The organism is Curtobacterium sp. MCPF17_021 (assembly GCF_003234605.2).
Lineage (GTDB): Bacteria > Actinomycetota > Actinomycetes > Actinomycetales > Microbacteriaceae > Curtobacterium > Curtobacterium flaccumfaciens.
In genome coordinates this window covers 470,128-489,037 of record NZ_CP126252.1, presented here as the reverse complement: position 1 = coordinate 489,037, position 18,910 = coordinate 470,128, and the positions used below count along the sequence as shown (strand labels likewise).

Here is an 18,910-nt window from a genome sequence, read left to right as displayed (position 1 = left end):
GATGAACGCTTTCCCTGAATCCGTGGTGCTCCTGGCCGACGACCGTACCCCGATCGGCACGGCGGACAAGTTCACGGTGCACACAGCCCACACGCCCCTGCACCTGGCGTTCTCGTGCCACGTCCGGAACACCGACGGTGACGTCCTGGTGACCCGACGAGCACTGTCGAAGAAGACCTGGCCGGGGGTGTGGACGAACACCTTCTGCGGCCACCCCGGTCCGGACGAGTCCTTCGAGGACGCCATCGGCCGTCGTGCCTCTCGCGAGCTCGGCATCACGGTGCGTGACGTCGAGGTCGTGCTGCCGGAGTTCCGGTACCGCGCGGTCGACGCCTCGGGCATCGTGGAGAACGAGGTCTGCCCCGTCTTCCGTGCCGTGACCGACGACACCCCGGCGCCCGCCGACGACGAGGTCGCCGAGTGGGCATGGGTGTCCGAGGACTCTCTCAGGCAGGCCGTCGCCGGCGCGCCGTTCGCCTGGAGCCCGTGGCTCGGGTGGCAGCTCGCCGAACTCGAGACCGCCGGGCTGCACGTCACGCGCTGACGCTCCTGCGCCTGTCGGGCCGGGTTGTCCCGCCCGCGCCGCAGGCGTACGCTCGACGGTCGGCAGCGCTCTGGGCGCCGCCACGACGAGACGAGAAGGGCAGGTGAGGCGCGATGTCGGGTGACCATCCTCGATCGGGCCGGCCGCCCGTGTCGGTCGTCGCGCCCGCTCGCTGACCCTGCCTGCGTCCCGGATCACCTCCGGGGCGCCATCGCGCCCGTCTGCTCCGCACCGAAGGAGCACGCACATGGCACTGATCGACAACGCGATCTACGTCCGGGGACGCCGCGTGGAGTCTCCGTCGACCCTGTCGCGCCCGGCTCGTGGCGACCTGACGTGGATCGGGCTGCTCCGGCCCGACCCGCACGAGCTCGAGGCCGTCGCCACCGAGTTCGACCTGCACGAGAACGCCGTCGAGGACGCCCGCAAGGGACACCAGCGCGCCAAGCTCGAGCGCTACGGCGACACCCTGTTCCTGGTGCTCCGGCCGGCCTGGTTCGACCAGGCCTCGGGCACCGTGGAGTTCGGCGAGGTGCACCTGTTCGTCGGCGACCACTTCGTGGTGAGCGTCCGGCACGCCGCCCGACCCGACCTGGCGGCGCTGCGGGCACAGGTCGAGGCGGACCCGGAGTTCCTGGCGAAGGGGTCCGAGGCCGTGACCGCAGCCGTGCTCGACGAGGTCGTCGACGGGTACGGCCCCGTCGTCCAGGTCCTGCAGGAGCAGATCGACGCCATCGAGGACCAGCTGTTCGCCGGGCACGTCGACCCCGGGGTCTCGAAGCGCATCTACCAGCTGCTCAGCGAGGTCCTGGCGTTCCAGCGGGCCACCACCCCGGTGCCGGCGATGGTCACGGGGCTGCTCCGCGGTGCCGACAAGTACGGCGTGGACGACGACGTGCAGCACCGCCTCCGCAACGTGCACGACCACGCGCTCCGTGTCACCGAGCGGGTCGACTCGTTCCGCGCCCTGCTCGAGAACGCCCTGACCCTGCACGCCACCCTGGTGTCGCAGGAGCAGAACGAGGCGATGCGCCGGATGACGAGCGCGAGCCTGGCCCAGGGCGAGGAGAGCCGGCAACTCGCCCGGGCAGCACACCGCCAGGGCGAGGAGGTCAAGAAGATCTCGTCGTGGGCGGCGATCCTGTTCGCACCCGGCCTGATCGCCGGTGTCTACGGCATGAACTTCGACCACATGCCCGAGCTGCACTGGCGCTACGGCTACCCGGTCGCGATCCTCGGCATGCTCCTGCTGATGGGCGTGCTCTGGGCGATCTTCCGCAAGCGCAACTGGCTCTGAGCGGACGGCGGATCGGCGCACAGGTGGCGCCGATCCGCCGGACGTGCATAATGATCTGGCCCGGAATGTGAACGTGCACATCGATGTGCCACGACACCCGGGCGGAAACGAGCAGCAATGGCGTCATCGCGGACACAGCAACCGCGTTCGCCCAGCATCCGTGACGTCGCACGGATCGCGGGCGTCTCGCACCAGACCGTCTCGCGGGTGCTGAACAACTCGGATGCGATCCGGGCCGAGACACGCGACAAGGTCCTGGCGGCCATGGAGCAGCTGCAGTACCGGCCGAACCGGGCCGCACGCGCCCTGGTCACGAGCCGGACCCACACGATCGGCGTCCTGACGGCCCGCCGCGCCCACTACGGTCCCGCCGTCGCGCTGCAGGCGATCGAGGACGCCGCGATGCTCCGGGGCTACTCGGTCACGACGGCGAACATCGCCGAGGCGACCGACGCCGCCGTGCGTGAAGGACTCGGACACCTGCTCGACCTCGACGTCGAGGGCATCGTCGTCATCGCACCCCAGCAGCGGGTCTTCGACCTGATCGCGGAACTCGGCATCCGCACCCCCTACGTCACCATGCGCGCCAGTGTCGGCGAGGACCCGACGGCCCTGTGGGTGGACCAGATGGAGGGCGCCCGGCTCGCGACCGCGCACCTGCTCGACCTCGGCCACGAGTACGTCCGGCACATCGCCGGGCCGCAGGACTGGATCGAGGCGGATGCCCGGATGCAGGGGTTCCTGCGCGAGATGTCCGACCGCGACATGGCCGTGGCTCCACCGATCCTGGGCGACTGGACCGCCGACTTCGGGTACCACGCCGGCCGCGAGCTGCTGCGGTGGCGGGACTGCACCGCGATCTTCTGCTCGAACGACCAGATGGCGCTCGGCGTGATGCACGCAGCGCGCTCGTACGGGCTCGACGTCCCGGGCGACCTGTCCGTGGTCGGCTACGACGACATCCCGGAGGCGAAGCACTTCTGGCCGCCGCTCACCACGGTGCAGGTCGACTTCGCCGAGCTCGGGCGTCGCTGCGTGGATCTGCTGCTGCCGAGCGAGGGCGAACTGCTCCGCCCCATCGACATCGTCCCGCAGCTGGTCGTGCGCGCCTCCACCAGCGCGCCCCGTACGCGCTGACGCACCTCGGGCCGCGCCACGCCCCGAGTACCTGCCACGAACTTCTGCCCAGGGACGCCCGGAGACACCCGGTACGCCCGGAACCACCCGGCGCCCCCGGAGTACCTGCCACAAACGGGCATACCTGCCACGAACTTCCGACCAGGTACGCCCGAAGACACCAGGTACGCCCGGAATGACTGGGTACACCCGAAACGTCTCGGTACACCCGAAACCAACCGGCCACCCCGGAGTACCTGCCAGGAACGGGCGTACCTGCCACGAACTTCTGCCCGGGTACGCCCGAAACGACCCGGTACGCCCGGAACCACCCGGCCGCCCCGGAGTACCTGCCACGAACGGGCATACCTGCCACGAACTTCCGACCAGGGACGCCCGGAAGCGCCAGGCAAGCCCGCCCCGACGAGGCGAGCGGGGCTCCGGACGCGACCACGAAGCGGACGGGAGGCCCGTGGCGGGCCCGCCACGGGCCTCCCGTCCGCGCATGCGGATTCGCGCAACGAAACGCGCGCTCCCGAGCCCCCTGGCCCCAACCCGGGGGACGTTCCCTCCGGATCACGCACGCCGTTACGAAAACGCGACCAATCCGAATTGACAGCCGCACCGAGGCTGTGCGTAAATTGCCTCCGTCCAGCCGATGTGACCGTTCACATGAGCGTCACACCGAGCCGGATCCGGACGCGACAACGAAGTCCACACAGGCCCCCTGTGCTTTCGCTGCCGCAGCAGAACCACCCGAACACACTGCCGCACCGAAGCGGCAGAAGGAGATGCACTGTGGCGTCAACCCCGATCGACACCGGCCTCGAGACCCGGTCGATCACCGCACCCGAGACGATCCTCGAGATGCGCTCGATCACCAAGGAGTTCCCTGGTGTGAAGGCGCTGGCCGACGTCTCCCTCAGCGTCCGCGCCGGCGAGATCCACGCGATCTGCGGCGAGAACGGCGCCGGCAAGTCCACCCTGATGAAGGTCCTGTCGGGCGTCTACCCGTACGGCACCTACAGCGGCGAGATCGTCTACGAGGGCGAAGAAGTCCGCTTCTCGAACATCAAGCAGTCCGAGCAGGCCGGCATCGTCATCATCCACCAGGAGCTGGCGCTCATCCCGGAGCTCTCGATCACCGAGAACCTGTTCCTGGGCAACGAGCCGAGCCGCGGTGGCGTCATCAACTGGACCGCCGCGCAGCTGCGTGCGCAGGACCTGCTCGCCCGCGTCGGCCTGGCCGACGACCCGGACACGCAGATCAAGAACCTCGGTGTCGGCAAGCAGCAGCTCGTCGAGATCGCGAAGGCCCTGCACAAGGACGTCAAGCTCCTGATCCTCGACGAGCCGACCGCCGCGCTCAACGAGAACGACTCGCAGCACCTGCTCGACCTGATCGTCGGGCTGAAGGCCAAGGGCATCGCGAGCATCATCATCAGCCACAAGCTCAACGAGATCGAGCAGATCGCGGACGAGATCACGATCATCCGCGACGGCAAGGCCATCGAGACGCTCAACGTCAAGGCGGACGGCGTCAACGAGGACCGCATCATCCGCGGCATGGTCGGCCGCTCGCTCGAGTCGCGCTTCCCCGACCGCACCCCGAAGATCGGCGAGACCTTCTTCGAGGTCCGCAACTGGACCGTGCAGCACCCGCTCGACTCGTCGCGTCTGGTCTGCAAGGCCTCGAACTTCCACGTCCGCCGCGGTGAGATCGTCGGCTTCGCCGGCCTGATGGGCGCCGGACGCACCGAGCTCGCGATGAGCCTGTTCGGTCGCTCGTACGGCACCTGGCTCGACGGCCAGATCATCAAGGACGGCCGCGAGATCAAGGTCACAAACGTCCAGCAGGCGATCGAGAACGGCCTCGGCTACGTCTCCGAGGACCGCAAGGCGCTCGGTCTGAACCTGCTCGACACCGTGAAGCGCTCGACGGTCGCCGCCGACCTGCGGAAGATCTCGAAGGCCGGTGTCGTCGACTCGCTCGAGGAGTACTCGGTCGCCGAGAAGTACCGCAAGATGCTCCGCACGAAGGTGCCGAGCGTCGAGGACAACGTCGGCAAGCTGTCCGGTGGCAACCAGCAGAAGGTCGTCCTGTCCAAGTGGATGTTCACGGACCCGGACATCCTGATCCTCGACGAGCCCACCCGCGGCATCGACGTGGGCGCCAAGTTCGAGATCTACGGGATCATCCAGCAGCTCGCCGCCGAGGGGAAGGGCATCATCCTCATCTCGTCCGAGCTCCCCGAACTCCTCGGTCTCTCCGACCGGATCTACACCATCTTCGAGGGCCAGATCACCGCTGACCTCCCGGCCGACCAGGCCGATCCCGAATCGCTCATGCGCAGCATGACCTCCGCGCGGAAGGGCGCCACCGCCTCATGAACAACCTGAAACTGCTCTTCGGCAAGGGCAACAGCATCGGCCAGTACGGCATGATCATCGCGCTCATCGTGCTGCTGATCTTCTTCTCGATCACGACGAACGGGCTCATCCTCGAGCCGACCAACGTCATCAACCTGTTCCTGCAGTACTCCTACATCCTGATCCTGGCGCTCGGCATGGTCATGGTCATCATCGCGGGGCACATCGACCTGTCGGTGGGGTCGGTCGCAGCGGTCGTCGGCATCGTCGTGGCGCAGTCCATGGCCGTGTGGGACTTCCCGGTGTGGGCCGCCATCATCCTGGGTCTCGCGTGCGGTGCCCTGATCGGTGCGTGGCAGGGCTTCTGGGTCGCGTTCGTGAAGGTCCCGGCCTTCATCGTGACGCTGGCCGGTCAGCTCATCTTCCGTGGTGTGAACCAGATCATCGGCAACTCGACGTCGGTCCCCGTCCCGGACGCCTTCACCCCGATCGGCGCCGGCTTCCTCGGTGACTTCGGCCCCGACTTCGGCTTCAGCAACGGCACGCTGCTCATCGGCCTCGTCACGATCCTCGCGCTCATCATCATCGAGGCCCGTGGCCGTGCCCGCCGTCGGAAGATGCAGGCCGAGGTCCCGCCGCTGTGGGTCTCGATCGTCCGCACCGGCATCCTGGTCGCCGTCACGCTCGTCGCCACGTACCTGTTCGGCGCCGGTCCGGTCGGCACCTCGGTCCCGATCGTCGCGATCATCCTCGGTGTCCTGACCATCGTCTACGGCTTCGTCACGAAGAACACGATCTTCGGTCGCCAGGTCTACGCCGTCGGTGGCAACGCCAACGCAGCCGTCCTGTCCGGCGTCTCGGCGCGGCGGGTCAACTTCTTCGTCATGATGAACATGTCGGTCCTCGCCGCGATCGCCGGCATGGTGTTCGTCGCCTACTCCGGCGCCTCGGGCCCCGCGGACGGCACCGGCTGGGAGCTCGACGCGATCGCCGCCGTGTTCGTCGGTGGCGCGGCGGTCGCCGGTGGTGTCGGCACGATCTCCGGCTCGATCATCGGTGGTCTCGTGATGGCGCTGCTGTCGAACGGTCTGCAGCTCATGGGCCTCGAGTCCAACCAGGTGCAGATCATCCGCGGCCTGGTCCTGCTCGTCGCCGTCGCCTTCGACGTCTACTCGAAGTCGCAGGGACGCCCGTCGCTGATCGGCGGCATGATGCGGCAGTTCCAGCGGAAGGACACCGAGCAGGACACGGTGGCCGCCCAGCAGCCGCGGTCCATCGAGGACCAGCCGGACAAGATCACCCTCCCCTAGTCCACCCCTCCCCACAGCGGGGCTCCGGCCCCACACCTCCTCAACGAAGAGAAAGCACTCACATGCGCAAGAAGATCGTCGCCGGCCTCAGCCTGGCGCTCATCGCGGGCCTCGCCCTCAGCGGCTGCTCGGCACGCGGCTCGTCCGACGACGCCGGCAGCACCAGCAGCATCAAGAAGGGCGACCTCATCGGCGTCGCCCTGCCGGCCAAGACCTCGCAGAACTGGGTCCTCGCGGGTGCCGCGTTCAAGAAGTCGATCGAGGACGCCGGCTTCAAGGCCGACATCCAGTACGCCAACGCCGGCAACCCGGTCCCCGACCAGCAGTCGCAGATCTCGGGCATGATCACCAAGGGCGCCAAGGCCGTCATCATCGGTGCCGCCGACGGTTCGCAGCTGACCGCGCAGGTCAAGTCCGCCAAGGACCGTGGCGCCGTCGTCATCGCCTGGGACCGCAACATCCTGAACACGAAGAACGTCGACTACTACGTGGCGTTCAACAACTTCAAGGTCGGCCAGCTCCAGGCCGAGGCGCTGCTCAAGGGCCTCGAGGAGAAGAAGGGCGACAAGCCGTACAACGTCGAGCTCTTCGCCGGTTCGCCGGACGACGCCAACGCGACCGTGTTCTTCAACGGTGCGATGGACGTCCTGCAGCCGAAGATCGACGACGGCACGATCAAGGTCGTCTCCGGTCAGACCACGTTCCAGAAGGTCGTCACGCAGGGCTGGCTCGCGCAGAAGGCCCAGTCGCGCATGACCGACCTGCTCTCGCAGTACTACACGGGTGACACCGAGCTCGACGGCGTCCTGTCGCCGAACGACACCCTCGCCCGTGCGATCCTCACCGCGACCAAGGCCGCTGGCAAGGACAACCCCGTCGTGACGGGCCAGGACTCGGAGACCGCGTCCATCCCGCTCATCATGAAGGGCACGCAGTACTCGACCATCTTCAAGGACACGTCGAAGGAGGCCCAGGCGGCCGTCGACCTCGTCTCCACGCTGTCGAAGGGCGACAAGCCCGACACGAAGATGGACAAGACGAACAACTACAACGGCAAGAAGACGGTCCCCGCGATCGAGCTCACGCCGGTCCTGGTCACCAAGGACAACGCCGTCGAGGCCTACAAGGGCAACGACACCCTCGAGGAGCTCGCCAAGAAGGGCTGATCTCCCCAGCACCACGGACGGCCCCGTCTCGCCTCGGCGAGACGGGGCCGTCCTGCGTCGTCCGGGGGCCGGCCACACGGCGGACGGGAGGCTCGGTGCACGTCGTGATCCGTGCCTCCAGTCCGCCGTGTGGTCCGCCCAGGGCACGTGGCCGCGTCCGGTCCGCGCCCGCGTCCGTCAGGGGTGGGCCGCGCGCAACCGGCGCGCGGCGTCGGCGAGGTGCGGGACGTCGGTGCGGGCGGTGCCGAACACCAGCGCGCGCGTCGTGTCGAAGTACCGCCGGGTCAGCCGCTCACCCAGGTCGGACACGCGCGACCACGGGATGCCGGGCTCGCTCGCGGTGACCCCGGCGGGGAGCACCCGGACCGCCTCACCGATCTCGACCAGGCGCATCCGGACCGCGTCGTGCACCAGGTCCTCGGGCAGCCGCTCGTCGTCGATGTAGCGCCGGATCGCGTCGCACGCCCGGATGACGTCGTCGAGGCGGTCGGCCACGGCACGGCGGATGCCGGGCTGCCCACTCACAGCGGCACCGCGGTCCGGACGACCCCGGGGCGCATACCCGCGGCGTCGACGACGTCGACCCGGACTCCGAGCAACCGTTCGGCGGCGTCCTGGATGCGCATCAGCGCGAAGATGCCGAGCCCCGCGTCGACGTCGACCATCAGGTCGACGTCACTGTCCGGGCCGTCGTCACCCCGCGCGACGCTGCCGAAGATCCGGGGGTTCCGCCCGCCGAACCGCTGCACGATCTCGATGAGGTCCTGCCGGGCTGCGACCACGCGCTCGAGGAGCGGCGGGGGTTCCTCGACCGGCTGCAGGTCGATCGTCGTCGTGAAGCCCGCCGCGCGGAGCATCCGCTGCAGGGCTGCGAGCGACGGTTCGCGCCGACCGTTCTCGTAGGTGCTGATGACGCTCTGCGTGACGCCGGCGCGCTGGGCGAGCTGGACCTGGGTCAGTTCGGCGCGTTCACGGGCGTCGCGGATGAGCACCGCGGCCGACAGTGGCGGGGCGGACCGTGGGGGAACAGCGGACATGCTGCAACGATACACAGCATCCAACATTTCGTCCGCCGCCGGAGCGGCTCACGCTCAGCGGGGGTCGGAGACGTCCGCCCGGTGGAAGTTCTGCGCCGAGCGGGACGCGGTCGGGCCACGCTGGCCCTGGTAGCGGGACTGGTACTCGGCGGAACCGTAGGGCTTCTCGGCCGGGCTCGACAGCTGGAAGAAACAGAGCTGCCCGATCTTCATCCCCGACCACAGCTTGATCGGCAGCGTCGCCACGTTCGACAGCTCGAGCGTCACGTGCCCGGAGAACCCGGGATCGATGAACCCCGCGGTCGAGTGGGTCAGGAGTCCGAGGCGACCGAGCGAGCTCTTGCCCTCGAGTCGCGCTGCGATGTCGTCGGGCAGGGTGACGACCTCGAACGTGGAACCGAGCACGAACTCGCCCGGGTGCAGCACGAACGCCTCGTCCGGGTCGGTCTCGACCAGGCGGGTCAGGTCGGGCTGGTCCACCGCGGGGTCGATGTGCGGGTACTTGTGGTTGTCGAACAGCCGGAAGAACTTGTCGAGCCGGACGTCGATGCTCGACGGCTGCACGAGCGAGGCGTCGTACGGGTCGAGGCCGATCCGGCCTGCAGCGAGCTGGGCGGTGATGTCGCGGTCGGAGAGCAGCACGGACGAAGCCTAGCGGCAGCGGGCGTCGCGCCGGTATGCTGCCAGGCTGCCCACCGCCCGAGCGGGCGGCGTTCGGAGCAGTGATGACCACGTACACCGTCGACGAGATCACGGTGCCCGCCACCATGGACGACGACCCGGCCATCGTCTCGGTGTTCCGCGAGTGGGTCGACGCGCAGAACCGGGCCGAGGTCGCGACCACACACCTGCCCGAGCTGCTCTGGACCCCCGAGGAACAACTGCCGTACCTGATCGACCCGGATGCCCCCAGCCGACTGTTCCTGGTCCGTGACGACGAGGGGACCGCGGTCGGAGCCGGCTCGTACGACTCGAAGGCGGACGTGGCCGCCCCGAACTGCTGGATCGCGGTCAGCGTCGCACCCGAGCACCGACGTCGCGGCGTGGGCACGCTCCTGGCCGAACACCTGGAGGGCGTCGCTCGCGGTCAGGGGCGCACGCAGTGGAAGGCCTACGCGGTCTCTCGACAGGTCGGGCCGGCATCCGGTCCCGGGTACCGACAGGCACCCACCGGGTTCGGGGCCGTCCCGGAGAACGAGGCAGCGGTCCGGTTCCTGACCCGTCGAGGCTGGCGGCTCGGGCAGGTCAACCGGATCAGCCGTCTCGCACTCCCGGCCGCCGAGGCCGCGGTGCCCGACGTCCTCACGACTGCGACCGCGGCGTCGGGTGACCACTACCGCGTGCACACCTGGACGGGTCCGACACCCGATCGGTGGCAGTCGGACCTCGCGCTCCTGCTGACCCGGATGAGCACCGACGCCCCGTCGGGCGACATGACCGAGCCTGAGGACGCCTGGACCGTCGAGCGGCTCCGGACACACGAGCAGCACCTCGAGGACGGACCCCGCACGATGCGCACGATCGCGGTCGAGGACACCTCGACCGGCTCGCTCGTCGGGTTCACCCAGCTCGCCGTCCCAGGTCCCCTCGCGCAGCCGGTCATGCAGGGCGACACCCTCGTCGTCCGTGAGCACCGTGGGCACCGGCTCGGATGGCTCCTGAAGGCGGTCGGGATCGAGACCGTCGAGCGGGAGCATCCGGGGCACCCGTCGATCATCACGTTCAACGCGGAGGAGAACCGCCACATGCTCGACGTGAACGAGGCCGTCGGGTTCGTCGGCGTCGGCTGCGAGGGCATCTGGGAACGGCGGGTCTGAGCGCGCATCCGAGGGGCCGCCGTCCAGCCGACACGCCTACGATTGGACGGTCATGACCGTCACGTCACCCGAAACCCAGCCCACGGGGTCAGCGCCGGACGCCGCCCCCACCACCGGGCGCTCGTCCACCGTCGCGACGGTCCTCGTCATCGCGATCCCGCTGGCCGTCGCGTGCTCGATCCTCGGGCTGACGATCACCGGTGCCTTCAGCGCGAGTCAGCAGCTGGTGTCCGCCGGCGAGGTGGTCGAGTACGGCCTGCCGATCGCCCGCGTCGTGCACGACACGATGGCAGCGCTGACCATCGGGCTCCTCATCGTCGCCGCCTTCGCGCTGCCCGCGCAGAAGAAGGACCACGGCGCCCTGTCCAGCGTGCAGCACCGTGCGACCCGGTGGGCTGCAGCGACCGGCGCCGTCTGGTTCCTGGCCGCCGCGGTGAGCATCGTCCTGACCGGCGCGAACACCCTCGGTGTCCCGCTCACCAGCCCGGTGTTCGCCCGCAACTTCATGCTCTTCGCGTTCCAGGTCGAGATCGGCCAGGCGCTCGTGGTGTCGGCAGCCGCGATCCTGGTCGCCACGGTGGTCGCCGCTTTCGCCACCCGGGTGACGACCCTGGCGTTCGCCACCGTGATCGGCCTGTTCGCCCTGCTCCCCCTGGCCCTGTCCGGCCACGCAGCCGGGTCGCTCGAGCACGCGAACGCGGTGAACTCGCTCGCGATCCACCTGGTCGGGGTGTGCGTGTGGGCCGGTGGCCTGGTCGCCGTGGTCCTGCTCCGCACCCGCACCAAGGGCGCGACCGGACGCGTGATCGCCCGGTACTCGACGCTCGCCGGCTGGTCGTTCGGGGCCGTCGCGTTCTCCGGCATCGTCAACGCGTCGCTCCGCCTGACCGGCCCGCTCGACCTGTTCACGACCACGTACGGCTGGCTCATCACCGTCAAGGCGCTCATCCTCGTGCTGCTCGGCGTCGCGGGGATCGTGCAGCGCCGGAAGCTCGTGCCCGGGCTCCTCCGCGCGCCGCTCGACCGCCGCCTGTTCACCCGGTTCACCCTGGCCGAGATCGTGTTCATGGCCGTGGCCATCGGTGTCTCGGTCGCCGTGTCCCGCTCGCAGCCGCCGATCCCGCAGACCCCGGCGACGGGCGAGGACACCCGCTCCGGCCTGATCGGGTTCCCGTTCCCGCCGGCACAGACCACGCAGACCTACCTGACCCAGTGGCACATCGACTGGGTGTGGCTCGGCCTGGCCGTCGTCGGGGCCGTCTGGTACCTGCTGGCGGTGCGCAAGCTCCGGAAGCGCGGCGACGCCTGGCCCGTCGGGCGCACCATCGCCTGGCTGATCGGCTGCGCCCTGTTCATCTGGACCACGTCGGCCGGCCCCGCCGTGTACGGCATGATCCACTTCTCGTCGCACATGCTCCAGCACATGCTCCTGATGATGTTCGTCCCGCTGCCGCTCGTGCTCGGCGGCCCGGTGCTGCTCGCGCTCCGCACCCTGCCGGTCCGGAACGACGGCTCACGCGGCGCCCGCGAGTGGCTCATGCTCTTCGTGCACTCCCGTTGGATGCAGTTCCTCGGCAAGCCCGCCGTCGCGGGGATCATCTTCGCCGGGTCCCTCGTGGTGTTCTACTTCACGCCGGCGTACCAGGCCGCGATGCAGTCGCACGAGTGGCACGTCGCGATGATCATCCACTTCGTCCTGAGCGGCTACCTGTTCTTCTGGGTCTTCGTCGGTGTCGACCCGGGCCCCCAGCGCCCGCCGTACCCGATGCTCATCATCACCCTGCTGGCCACCCTGGCGTTCCACGCGTTCTTCGGCGTCGCGGTCATGACGTCACAGTCGGTGTTCGCGATCGACTGGTTCCACGCACTGGGCCAGACGAACGACGCCGCACTGCTCGACGACCAGCACACCGGCGGCGGCATCGCCTGGGGCGCTTCGGAGCTCCCGATGGTGTTCGTGGCCCTGCTCGTCGTCCGGAACTGGATGCGCTCGGACAAGCGCGACGCGAAGCGCCTCGACCGCAAGGCCGACCGCGACGGTGACGCCGACCTCAAGGCGTACAACGAGCGCCTGGCGGCGATGAGCAAGCGGGACTGACCCGCAGCACGGGTCACACGGCGGGCGTTGCCCCGGTCAGTCCCCGTGGACGATGCAGACCGCGTCGAGGTCCATCGCGGCCTCGAGCGCGGCCGAGACCCCCGATTCCCCGTCGGGGCCGGCGGGGGTCACGGTGTCGACCCACCACAGCGGCGTCGCCAGGGTCGGGGCGTCCGGCAGGATCCGCTCGACCTCGTCGAAGGAGTCCACCCGCCGCACGCCGAGCACGGTGATCACCGGGTGGGTGGCGTCCCGGCAGACCTGCATCATCGGGCCGTCGTCGAGCGCCCGGACACCCCAGGTCTCGTCGTGCAGCAGGAGCGCCTCCGCCACCTCGCGCGTCTCCACCGGCTGGCGGCAGAGGATGGTGACGTCACGCGGCACCCTGACCGCCCACCATCCGGTCGTCGCGGACGTGTCCGTCGAGCGTGCCCTCGTCGTGCGCGGGGTCGAGCGGTGCGCCGCCGACCAGCTGCAGGAAGCGGTCCTCGTCGATGCGGTCGAGGAACGACTCGAGCGCTTCCCAGCCGTCCTCGAAGCGGACGATCATGCCGCCGTCGTCAGCGGCGTCGGCATCCGGACGGGCGGCCGAGCCTGAGCCGGCTGCGAAGGTCGCGGTGGTGGTGCGCGGTGGCGGCCAGACGCCGTCGCGGTCCAGGAAGCCGGCGGCCTCGGGGCCCACGACGACGGCGAGCGGCGACGGTTCGCCGTGCGAGACGGCCCGGACCAGGTGGTCTGCGTCGCCGCGGCGCTGCATGACGACGCCGAACACGGGGACGACCTGGTCGGCGACCCGCTGCACGGCGTCGAACATCCGGTTCGCCAGGCCCGGGTCGGTGTTCTCCTCGGGCACGGTGAGCACGGCGGACATCGTCTCGACGACGACCCCGCCGACCAGGTGCGCGGTCATCGTCGCGGAGAACCCCTCACCGACGGCGTACGAGGTCGAGATGCCGGGTGCCTCGTGCTTCGCGTACTGCGTGACGACCCAGCGGTCCCACGGCACGGTGAGCGGTTCGGCGGTGCCCCACCGGGTCGGGCAGGTGCCGACGGTGTGGCACAGCGCCTCGATCGCGGAGCCCATGTCGACCGCACGGCCGGGGTGGTGGCGGAGGGTCAGGTCGATGCTGATCTGTCGCACCGAGTCGGCCGAGACGGGGTGCTCGGGCGACGGGGTGCCCACGAGTTCGGGGCCGCGGTGCACGAAGTCCTCGATGTCGGATGCGGCGACGCCGGTCCGGCCGTCACGCAGCGTGCCGTCGAAGTCGGACACCGCCCACGCGGCGCCGTACGCGCCGAGCGCGTGCCGGAGTGCCGGGGTGATCGCCGCGGCCCGGCCGGTGCGGAGCACGACCGTCCGTCCGGCGTCCGCCGACCGACGGAGCAGCGAGGCGAGCGCGTCCGTCAGCCACACGACGGGCGAGGCGGACTCGACCACGATCGCCGAGCCGACCACGTCGTCGATGAGGGGATGCCTGACCATCCGGGTCCTCCTCGGTTCGGGGCTGGAACTCCCTGGACGGTACACACGGGGGCGACACCTGTCCGTCAGGCTCGCACCCTCACAGCGGAGACTCGGGAGGCGCGACACGCGCCCGCGAGACGGCGTACGGTGCGCGGTCGGCTGGCTTCCAGGCGAGAATCCGCTAGGCTTGCCGAGTCCCGTTCTGCGGGGCGCGCGAGTGTAGTTCAATGGTAGAACTCCAGCTTCCCAAGCTGGTAGCGCGGGTTCGATTCCCGTCACTCGCTCTCTTCGTTCTGCGGCCGGTCCTCCGCCGCTCGCCACCTGCCGATCCGTCCGGCCAGGCGTCAACGCTCCGCTTGCCGCGTACGGGCGTGAGCTCGCGGCGGCGAGCCACCCCGATCGCGATCCTTCCCGGAAGCGCAGGCGTCCGGGGCATCCCCTGCGGGCAGCGCAGGCTGCGTTCAAGATGTCAATGGGCACCACGCCGCTGCAGTACCTGCTCAACGCGCGCGTCGCTGCCACGCGGGCACAACTGCTCGGTTCGACTTCGTCGCACCCCGAGTCGGGAGGCGACGGTACGGGCACCGACGCTCAGCGACTCATCCAGCGCTGGACGGCGTCGTAGGAGTTCTGGGGGCTGGTGTTGAAGCTGATGCGGATGCCCGGCTGCAGATCGATCAGGACGTTCACGATCCGTTCGAGCACGACCGTGTTCTCCGGCAGCATGCGCACGCCTCCGCCGACGAGGGCCACTCCGTACGACTGCTCGGCGAAGCGTGCGCGCAGCTGCGCTTCCGCCTCGTCAGGGTCCTTGCTGATGCCGGCGAGCACGCCCTCCACTCCCTGTGCCTGGATGGCGGCCCACCCGCGCTCCATCTGCTCGGCGAGCTGTTCGACGGTCATGCCGAGGGGTGCGAGTTCTTCGTCGGTCATCGCCTCGGCGGCGAAGCCGATGAAGAGGACCTGGTTGTTGACGGGTGCGGCCACGGACGAGTTCTCGTGCGACATGTGTTCCTCCTTGGTTCCAGGGTGTTGTGGATCGGTTCAGCGCGGGATGACGGTCAGGGGATGACGATGAGCTTCCCGCGGGTGTGTCCGGCTTCAGCTGCCCGGTGGGCGGACGCTGCATCGGCGAGTTCGAAACGGCGGTCGACGTGCAGGGCGAACCCTGGTACCGCGGCAGCCTCGGCCAGGCCGTCGCGGGGACTCGTCGTCCTGCCTGCACCGGTCGAGACGCGTGCGCCGAGCTGGGGCGCCGTGAAGTCGGAGATGGAGATGACTCTGCTCGGGTCGCCGACGAGGGCGATGAGGTCACCGATGACCCCCGCGCCCGACAGGTCGAGTGCGCCGTCGACGCCGTCGGGCGCCACCGCTGTCACCCGGTCCACGAGGCCTGCCCCGTACGTGATCGGTACTGCTCCGAGCGCTTCGAGGTAGGACTGGTTCTTCTCACCGGCAGTACCGATGACCCGGAGCCCCCGAGTGGTGGCCATCTGGATGAGGGCGGATCCGACACCGCCGGAAGCACCGCTGACCACGATCGTTCCCGCCTCGACACCCAGCTCGGTCAGCAGGCGGTGGGAGGTCTCCGCTGCGACGCCCCACCCTCCAGCCTCGACAGGGTCCACACCAGCAGGAACCTTCGCCCACGCGGTCAACACAGCCTGCTCGGCGAGGGTGTTGCGGCCGATCCCGAACACGACGTCCCCGGGCTCGACATCGGCAACGCCGGCCCCGACACCGATGACCGTGCCCGAGGCGTCGAATCCCGTGCCGCTCGGGGCCGGAAGGTCCTCACCGTTCGCCATCAGGCCGGATCGGAGTTTCGCGTCGAGTTGGTTGGTGCCCGCACTCATGACCTGGACGAGGATCTCCCCCGCAGCCGCGTCGGGAGCATCGACGTCGACGACGTGGAGGACGTCGGGCGAGCCGTAGGAAGTGAACTGGACGGCTTTCATGAGGTGCTCCTTGCGGTGTCGACATCGAGGACGTCGTCGTACTCAAATCATGAGTCGGCTAATTGTCCTTGGGAAGGACCTCGCCGGTCTTCCCGCGGAACTCCCAGACTCGATCCCCGAGCGGTGCCGGTCCCGAGTCGCCGGTCAGGCGCCCCCGGTCGGAGCAGCGGTCAGCTGGCCAGCCGTGTCGCAGCAGCGGCGATGCGTTCGTCGGTGGCCGTGAGCGCAACCCGGACGTGGTTGGCGCCGGCCGCGGAGTAGATGTGCCCCGGGGTGACGAGGATTCCCCGGTCGGCGAGCCAGGCCACACTGTCGAGCGCGCTCTCGTCACGCGTTGCCCAGATGAACAGTCCGGCTTCGCTGGCCTCGATCCGGAACCCTGCCGACTGCAGCGCGCCGACGAGGAGCGCACGCCGGTCGCGGTAGCGACGTTTCTGATCAGCGACGTGCGCAGGGTCCGAGAGTGCGATCCGCATGGCTTCCTGCACGGGGGCGGGGGTGATCAGACCCGAGTGCCGACGAACGGCCAGCAGGCGAGCAAGGATCTCGGCGTCGCCCGCGACGAACCCTGCGCGGTAGCCGGCGAGGTTCGACTGCTTGCTCAACGAGTACACGCTCAGCACTCCCCGCCGGGTGTCGCCGACGACTCGGGGATCGAGAACGGAAGGCGTGGTGGCATCACTCCACTCGTCCTTCCAGCCCAGCTCGGCATAGCATTCGTCGCTCGCGATGACCGCGCCGAGTTGTCGAGCTCGCTCGACGGCGCGGCGCAACTGCTCGAGGTCGAGGACGGTGCCGTCGGGGTTCCGGGGGCTGTTCAACCAGATCAGCCGGGTGCTGTCCGGCCACTCGGCGGGGTCGTCGGAGGCGACGGGATCCGCCTGGGCGAGCGCGGCACCGACCGCGTAGGTCGGGTAGGCCGATGTCGGATGCACCACGACGTCCCCGGGCCCGAGACCGAGCCACCCCGGAAGGCCCGCGATGAACTCCTTGGAACCGATCGTCGGCAGCGCCTCAGCAGGCTCGAGACCCGGCACGCCCCGCCGACGCTCGTACCAGTCCACGATGGCACTCCGGAGCGCGATGGTCCCGAGGACAGTGGGGTAGGCGTGTGCGTCCGTTGCGTCGGCGAGGGCGTCTCGGATGATCTGCGGGGTGGGGTCGACCGGTGACCCCATGGAGAGGTCGACGATTCCGTCGGGATGCCGTCTGGCGGTGGCGGCGAACTCGGCGAGCGTGTCGAACGGCAGGTCGGGGAGCCTGTGATCGATCCCGGAACGAGCGTGGTCAGTGCCGTGGAGAGCCATCCGGCGATCGTAGAGACCTCGACGCCGATTTGACCAGACGATCGTCTGTCAAAATCTACGAATCTTCTCACCCGGCACGGGAGCCGATCCGCGGCTGCCGATCAGGTCGCGGGGGTGAACCGGTACATCCAGCCACCTGCGTCGGCGTGGTCCATCCGGGCCTTGAAGGCTGCGCCGGGGAGGATGATCCGGTCTCGGAGGAGTGATCCGACCGGACCGAGCGTCTTGCTCTCGTCGAGCCGCACCCCCTGCCGGGTGATGGCCGCCACGCGACGGTCCCGTCGATCGCGCAGGTGGACGGCGAGGTTCGTGGCCGACACTCCGCCGGCTGCCAGTGATCCGAGGACGACGGCATCCTCGAGCGCCAGGGATGCGCCCTGTCCGGCGGTCGGAGGGATCGCGTGCGCGGCATCGCCGATCAGGACGATCCGCCCCTGGCCCCACAACACCGGCCGCGGAGTCGTGCGGGACGTCCACGCGTCGACGTCGCCGGAGCCCGCCAGCAGAGCGGACACCGGAAGGGCGTCCCGCCCGACGAGACGTGGGAGCACCACAGCCCACTCGGGGCCACTCAGGCTCACGGCGGCGCGTTCACCTCCGTCCACGGCACGCAGGCGCGGGTTCGCGAACCACAGGACGGTGGACGTGTCGACCCGGACCGTGCCGAGGAAGCAGTCCCTGCCGAACCGGAACTGCAGTGCGCCCGTGACCCCGGTCTCGGTCTCGGGCAGTCCGCTTCCGGTGTACGTTCCACCGATGCTGACGACGGGGGCCAGCACGTCCTTCTTCGTGACACGGCTCGCGTCCGGTCCGTGACTTCCCAAGGTGCGTCGGACCGCGGAACCGATGCCGTCCGCACCGATGACGATGTCGGCGGTGAAGCGACCGTGCCGCTCGGTGAGGACGCTTGCCTGGCATCCTTCGTCGGCGGCGCTCAGGACGCGGGTTCCCGTGATGATCGTGACGCCCCGCCGTTCCGCGTCCGTCCGGAGCAGTCGGTAGAGATCTGCACGTTTCACCGAGCGTGTCGCGGTCGCTTCGTCCTGCGGCCCGAGCGGCAGCTCCGCGGTCCGTCGCCCCCTCGAGTCGAACGTCTGCAGCCACGAGCTCCGAACCCCGAGCGTCGGCACCGCAGACCCGAGACCGAGCGCGTGGAGCGCCCCGACGCCGTTGCTCGCGACCTGCAACCACGATCCCGCATCATCAGCCGACCCGGCGTTCCGCTCGAGCACGATCGAGCCGTGACCGGCTCGGTGCAGGGCGATCGCAGCCGCAAGACCGGCGATACCGCCGCCCACGATGAGCGCCTTCATCCCCAGAGCCCGTCAGTCGTGGTCGCCTGCACGACCCACGTCGACGTTCGCACTCGAATCGGTGCGCACTCGGCGCGCAGCAGCAGCGGTCGGGACATCGGGGTGCCTCACT

General features: G+C 69.5%; 17 protein-coding genes and 1 tRNA gene. 9 read left to right on the top strand and 9 right to left on the bottom strand.

Annotated elements, in window-relative coordinates; translation table 11 throughout:
• Window position 1 precedes the first annotated feature (1 nt).
• The 6 genes from idi (at window position 2) to DEJ29_RS02410 (ending at window position 7,803) form a co-directional block, all read left to right on the top strand.
• Complete coding sequence (idi, locus tag DEJ29_RS02435) at window positions 2–544, top strand: isopentenyl-diphosphate Delta-isomerase (protein WP_110864939.1); 543 nt, start codon at window positions 2–4, stop codon at window positions 542–544.
• Window positions 545–791: 247 nt separating this feature from the next.
• Window positions 792–1,841, top strand: a complete 1,050-nt coding sequence (locus tag DEJ29_RS02430; protein WP_111094907.1) for a magnesium and cobalt transport protein CorA — start codon at window positions 792–794, stop codon at window positions 1,839–1,841.
• Between the two features lie 117 nt (window positions 1,842–1,958).
• Window positions 1,959–2,978, top strand: a complete 1,020-nt coding sequence (locus DEJ29_RS02425; RefSeq protein WP_017886425.1) for a LacI family DNA-binding transcriptional regulator — start codon at window positions 1,959–1,961, stop codon at window positions 2,976–2,978.
• 846 nt (window positions 2,979–3,824) lie between these two features.
• The gene (gene mmsA / locus DEJ29_RS02420) at window positions 3,825–5,348 is read left to right on the top strand and encodes a multiple monosaccharide ABC transporter ATP-binding protein (protein WP_051596601.1); all 1,524 of its coding nucleotides are present in this window, start codon (window positions 3,825–3,827) and stop codon (window positions 5,346–5,348) included.
• Window positions 5,345–6,637: a multiple monosaccharide ABC transporter permease gene (gene mmsB, locus DEJ29_RS02415; protein ID WP_111094908.1), complete on the top strand. Its 1,293-nt coding sequence runs from the start codon at window positions 5,345–5,347 to the stop codon at window positions 6,635–6,637. Before mmsA ends, mmsB begins: the two co-directional genes overlap by 4 nt.
• 62 nt (window positions 6,638–6,699) lie before the next feature.
• A complete protein-coding gene (locus tag DEJ29_RS02410; RefSeq protein ID WP_071404928.1) occupies window positions 6,700–7,803 on the top strand; it encodes a substrate-binding domain-containing protein in 1,104 nt (367 codons plus the stop codon).
• Window positions 7,804–7,980: 177 nt separating this feature from the next.
• Here the strand turns inward: DEJ29_RS02410 and DEJ29_RS02405 are convergent, their stop codons facing one another.
• Genes DEJ29_RS02405 through dcd form a run of 3 tightly spaced genes read right to left on the bottom strand, consistent with a single transcriptional unit; the run spans window position 7,981 to window position 9,482 of the window.
• A complete protein-coding gene (locus tag DEJ29_RS02405; protein WP_111094909.1) occupies window positions 7,981–8,328 on the bottom strand; it encodes a HepT-like ribonuclease domain-containing protein in 348 nt (115 codons plus the stop codon).
• On the bottom strand, window positions 8,325–8,840 hold the full coding sequence (locus tag DEJ29_RS02400; protein ID WP_071404927.1) for a helix-turn-helix domain-containing protein: 516 nt from the start codon (window positions 8,838–8,840) through the stop codon (window positions 8,325–8,327). The genes DEJ29_RS02405 and DEJ29_RS02400 overlap by 4 nt, the downstream gene beginning before the upstream one ends.
• 54 nt (window positions 8,841–8,894) lie before the next feature.
• Window positions 8,895–9,482, bottom strand: a complete 588-nt coding sequence (gene dcd / locus DEJ29_RS02395) for a dCTP deaminase (protein WP_111094911.1) — start codon at window positions 9,480–9,482, stop codon at window positions 8,895–8,897.
• Between the two features lie 83 nt (window positions 9,483–9,565).
• On the opposite strand from dcd, the gene DEJ29_RS02390 reads away from it, so the two are divergent.
• Together DEJ29_RS02390 and DEJ29_RS02385 are read left to right on the top strand one after the other, a co-directional pair.
• Window positions 9,566–10,657 (top strand): GNAT family N-acetyltransferase, encoded by a 1,092-nt coding sequence (locus tag DEJ29_RS02390; protein ID WP_181438179.1) that lies wholly within the window; start codon window positions 9,566–9,568, stop codon window positions 10,655–10,657.
• 52 nt (window positions 10,658–10,709) lie between these two features.
• Window positions 10,710–12,755: a bifunctional copper resistance protein CopD/cytochrome c oxidase assembly protein gene (locus DEJ29_RS02385; RefSeq protein ID WP_111094913.1), complete on the top strand. Its 2,046-nt coding sequence runs from the start codon at window positions 10,710–10,712 to the stop codon at window positions 12,753–12,755.
• Between the two features lie 36 nt (window positions 12,756–12,791).
• Here DEJ29_RS02385 and DEJ29_RS02380 read toward each other — a convergent pair whose 3' ends face one another.
• Together DEJ29_RS02380 and DEJ29_RS02375 are read right to left on the bottom strand one after the other, a co-directional pair.
• A complete protein-coding gene (locus DEJ29_RS02380; protein ID WP_111094914.1) occupies window positions 12,792–13,139 on the bottom strand; it encodes a hypothetical protein in 348 nt (115 codons plus the stop codon).
• Window positions 13,129–14,238, bottom strand: a complete 1,110-nt coding sequence (locus tag DEJ29_RS02375) for a DUF6177 family protein (protein WP_071404923.1) — start codon at window positions 14,236–14,238, stop codon at window positions 13,129–13,131. Before DEJ29_RS02375 ends, DEJ29_RS02380 begins: the two co-directional genes overlap by 11 nt.
• Before the next feature lie 195 nt (window positions 14,239–14,433).
• Here DEJ29_RS02375 and DEJ29_RS02370 point away from each other — a divergent pair.
• Window positions 14,434–14,504, top strand: a tRNA-Gly gene (locus tag DEJ29_RS02370).
• Window positions 14,505–14,811: 307 nt separating this feature from the next.
• On the opposite strand, the gene DEJ29_RS02365 is transcribed toward DEJ29_RS02370, so the two are convergent.
• The 4 genes from DEJ29_RS02365 to DEJ29_RS02350 form a co-directional block, all read right to left on the bottom strand.
• A complete protein-coding gene (locus DEJ29_RS02365) occupies window positions 14,812–15,228 on the bottom strand; it encodes a hypothetical protein (protein WP_111094915.1) in 417 nt (138 codons plus the stop codon).
• A 53-nt stretch (window positions 15,229–15,281) separates the two neighbouring features.
• Window positions 15,282–16,178, bottom strand: a complete 897-nt coding sequence (locus tag DEJ29_RS02360; RefSeq protein WP_111094916.1) for an NADP-dependent oxidoreductase — start codon at window positions 16,176–16,178, stop codon at window positions 15,282–15,284.
• A 170-nt stretch (window positions 16,179–16,348) separates the two neighbouring features.
• Entirely contained in the window at window positions 16,349–17,485 is a 1,137-nt protein-coding gene (gene dapC, locus DEJ29_RS02355; protein WP_111094917.1) for a succinyldiaminopimelate transaminase, read from the bottom strand.
• A gap of 101 nt (window positions 17,486–17,586) precedes the next feature.
• Window positions 17,587–18,798: an FAD-dependent oxidoreductase gene (locus DEJ29_RS02350; protein ID WP_111094918.1), complete on the bottom strand. Its 1,212-nt coding sequence runs from the start codon at window positions 18,796–18,798 to the stop codon at window positions 17,587–17,589.
• Window positions 18,799–18,910: the final 112 nt, after the last annotated feature.